Raw genomic sequence first — 3,813 nt, 5'->3', positions numbered from 1 at the left:
TGTTGCCATCGATTCGGTCGGGAACTCAAAGGAGACTGCCGTTGATAAAGCGGAGGAAGGTGGGGACGACGTCAAGTCATCATGGCCCTTACGACCAGGGCTACACACGTGCTACAATGGCGTATACAAAGGGAGGCGACCTCGCGAGAGTAAGCGGACCTCATAAAATACGTCTAAGTCCGGATTGGAGTCTGCAACTCGACTCCATGAAGTCGGAATCGCTAGTAATCGTGAATCAGAATGTCACGGTGAATACGTTCCCGGGCCTTGTACACACCGCCCGTCACACCATGGGAGTGGGTTGCACCAGAAGTAGATAGCTTAACCTTCGGGAGGGCGTTTACCACGGTGTGGTTCATGACTGGGGTGAAGTCGTAACAAGGTAACCGTAGGGGAACCTGCGGTTGGATCACCTCCTTACGAAGTGCTCGTAAGTGTTCACACAGATTGTTTGTTTAGAAGAGAAATAATTAAGTCCCCTTCGTCTAGAGGCCTAGGACATCGCCCTTTCACGGCGGTAACAGGGGTTCGAATCCCCTAGGGGACGCCATAAAAGTGATGAGATTATTTCTTAGTAATTATTATGTTTGTATTTACTTATTAGGTGTAATGAGTGAATAGAAAGATAAAGCTCTTTAACAATTAGGAACAAGCTGAAAGAAACGAGTTCTCGTTTTTACGGAAGGAAGCGATATATAGATATAGGCGACTGGAAGTAAGAAAGAGAAGAAAGCGTAATTAAAACCAAGACAACTGTGAGTTGTAAGGTTAAGAAATTAAGCGTACACGGTGGATGCCTAGGCAATCAGAGGCGAAGAAGGACGTGTTAATCTGCGAAAAGCGACGGTAAGCTGATAAAAAGCGTAATAGCCGTCGATGTCCGAATGGGGAAACCCAGTGTAGGAAACTACACTATCATCTAATGAATTCATAGTTAGATGAGGCGAACCGGGAGAACTGAAACATCTAAGTACCCCGAGGAAAAGAAATCAACCGAGATTCCCTGAGTAGCGGCGAGCGAAAGGGGAGGAGCCCAAGCGGGTAGCATATCGTATTAGTGGAAGCGTCTGGAAAGTCGCACGATAGAGGGTGAAAGTCCCGTACACGAAGGTGTGATATGTGGAAGCTTATAGAGTAGGGCGGGACACGTGATATCCTGTCTGAAGAAGGGGGGACCATCCTCCAAGGCTAAATACTCCTGATTGACCGATAGTGAACTAGTACCGTGAGGGAAAGGCGAAAAGAACCCCGGGAGGGGAGTGAAATAGACCCTGAAACCGTGTACGTACAATCAGTGGGAGCTGTTACCGTTGGGTGATAGTGACTGCGTACCTTTTGTATAATGGGTCAGCGACTTATATTCTGTAGCGAGGTTAACCGAATAGGGGAGCCGAAGGGAAACCGAGTATTAACTGTGCGTTAAGTTGCAGGGTATAGACCCGAAACCCGGTGATCTAGCCATGGGCAGGTTGAAGGTTGGTTAACACTAACTGGAGGACCGAACCGACTAATGTTGAAAAATTAGCGGATGACCTGTGGCTGGGGGTGAAAGGCCAATCAAACCGGGAGATAGCTGGTTCTCCCCGAAAGCTATTTAGGTAGCGCCTCATGAATGACTGTTGGGGGTAGAGCACTGTTTCGGCTAGGGGGCCATCCCGGCTTACCAACCCGATGCAAACTCCGAATACTGACAAGTTGAATCATGGGAGACACACGGCGGGTGCTAACGTTCGTCGTGAAGAGGGAAACAACCCAGACCGCCAGCTAAGGTCCCAAAGTCATAGTTAAGTGGGAAACGAAGTGGGAAGGCTTAGACAGCTAGGATGTTGGCTTAGAAGCAGCCATCATTTAAAGAAAGCGTAATAGCTCACTAGTTGAGTCGGCCTGCACGGAAGATGTAACGGGGCTAAAACTATGCACCGAAGCTGCGGCAGTGCACGCAAGTGTATTGGGTAGGGGAGCGTTCTGTAAGCCGTAGAAGGTGTGTTGTGAGGCATGCTGGAGGTATCAGAAGTGCGAATGCTGACATAAGTAACGATAAAGCGGGTGAAAAGCCCGCTCGCCGGAAGACCAAGGGTTCCTGTCCAACGTTAATCGGGGCAGGGTGAGTCGACCCCTAAGGAGAGGCCGAAGGGCGTATCTGATGGGAAACGGGTTAATATTCCCGTACTGGCTATAACTGCGATGGGGGGACGAAGAAGGCTAGGTTTACCACCTATTGGATGGTGGGTTAAGCGTGTAGGGGTGTGATTAGGCAAATCCGGTCACTAAGACTCTGAGGCGTGATGACGAGCTGCTAAGGCAGTGAAGTAATTGATGCCCTGCTTCCAGGAAAATCCTCTAAGCTTCAGGTTATAGTTAATCGTACCCGAAACCGACACAGGTGGTCAGGTAGAGAATACTAAGGCGCTTGAGAGAACTCGGGTGAAGGAACTAGGCAAAATGGTGCCGTAACTTCGGGAGAAGGCACGCTGATGTGTAATTGAAATCCCATGCGGACGTAGGTGAAATCAGTCGAAGATACCAGCTGGCTGCAACTGTTTAATAAAAACACAGCACTGTGCAAACACGAAAGTGGACGTATACGGTGTGACGCCTGCCCGGTGCTGGAAGGTTAATTGATGGGGTTATGCTTATGCAGAAGCTCCTGATCGAAGCCCCAGTAAACGGCGGCCGTAACTATAACGGTCCTAAGGTAGCGAAATTCCTTGTCGGGTAAGTTCCGACCTGCACGAATGGCGTAATGATGGCCAGGCTGTCTCCACCCGAGACTCAGTGAAATTGAATTTGCCGTGAAGATGCGGTGTACCCGTGGCAAGACGGAAAGACCCCGTGAACCTTTACTATAGCTTGACAGTGAACATTGAGCCTTAATGTGTAGGATAGGTGGGAGGCAAAGAAGCATGCACGCCAGTGTGTGTGGAGTCGACCTTGAAATACCACCCTTTAATGTTTGATGTTCTAACCTATACTTCTGAATCGAGGTAAGGGACACTGTCTGGTGGGTAGTTTGACTGGGGCGGTCTCCTCCCAAAGAGTAACGGAGGAGCACGAAGGTTAGCTAATCCTGGTCGGACATCAGGAGGTTAGTGCAATGGCAAAAGCTAGCTTGACTGCGAGAGTGACGGCTCGAGCAGGTACGAAAGTAGGTCATAGTGATCCGGTGGTTCTGAATGGAAGGGCCATCGCTCAACGGATAAAAGGTACTCCGGGGATAACAGGCTGATACCGCCCAAGAGTTCATATCGACGGCGGTGTTTGGCACCTCGATGTCGGCTCATCACATCCTGGGGCTGAAGTAGGTCCCAAGGGTACGGCTGTTCGCCGTTTAAAGTGGTACGCGAGCTGGGTTTAGAACGTCGTGAGACAGTTCGGTCCCTATCTGCCATGGGCGTAGGAAAATTGAGAGGGTTTGCTTCTAGTACGAGAGGACCGAAGTGAACGCACCGCTGGTGTACGGGTTGTGATGCCAATTGCATTGCCCGGTAGCTACGTGCGGAATAGATAAGTGCTGAAAGCATCTAAGCACGAAACTAGCCTTGAGATGAGTTTTCCCTGAAGAGATTCAGTAAGGTCCGTTTGAGACTAAGACGTAGATAGGTCAGGTGTGTAAGTGTAGTGATACATTGAGCTAACTGATACTAATGAACCGAGAGTCTTAACCTTACAACTCGGAGTTGTTTTGGGTTACGCAGGAGTTATTGATAGCGTAGAAAAGCATCGATAAACGAAGAAGGATTGATAAAACAGTTTGTTCCGAATTGAGCGATTGATGTCGATATGAGATAATGGACATCAGTTGAGAAAGAGAAG

1 tRNA gene and 2 rRNA genes are annotated in these 3,813 nt (G+C 49.1%); all 3 read left to right on the top strand.

Annotated elements, in window-relative coordinates:
• Window positions 1-420 (top strand): 16S ribosomal RNA (locus A9G35_RS10795); the annotation flags it as partial.
• Window positions 421-474: 54 nt separating this feature from the next.
• Window positions 475-550 (top strand) — tRNA-Glu (locus A9G35_RS10790).
• Window positions 551-766: 216 nt separating this feature from the next.
• Window positions 767-3,666: ribosomal RNA gene (locus A9G35_RS10785) — 23S ribosomal RNA — on the top strand.
• The last annotated feature ends 147 nt before the right edge of the window (window positions 3,667-3,813 follow it).

Origin of the sequence: Gilliamella sp. Choc5-1 (genome assembly GCF_001690595.1) — a bacterium.
GTDB lineage: Bacteria > Pseudomonadota > Gammaproteobacteria > Enterobacterales > Orbaceae > Gilliamella > Gilliamella apicola_M.
This window is presented reverse-complemented; position numbering and strand designations above follow the sequence as displayed.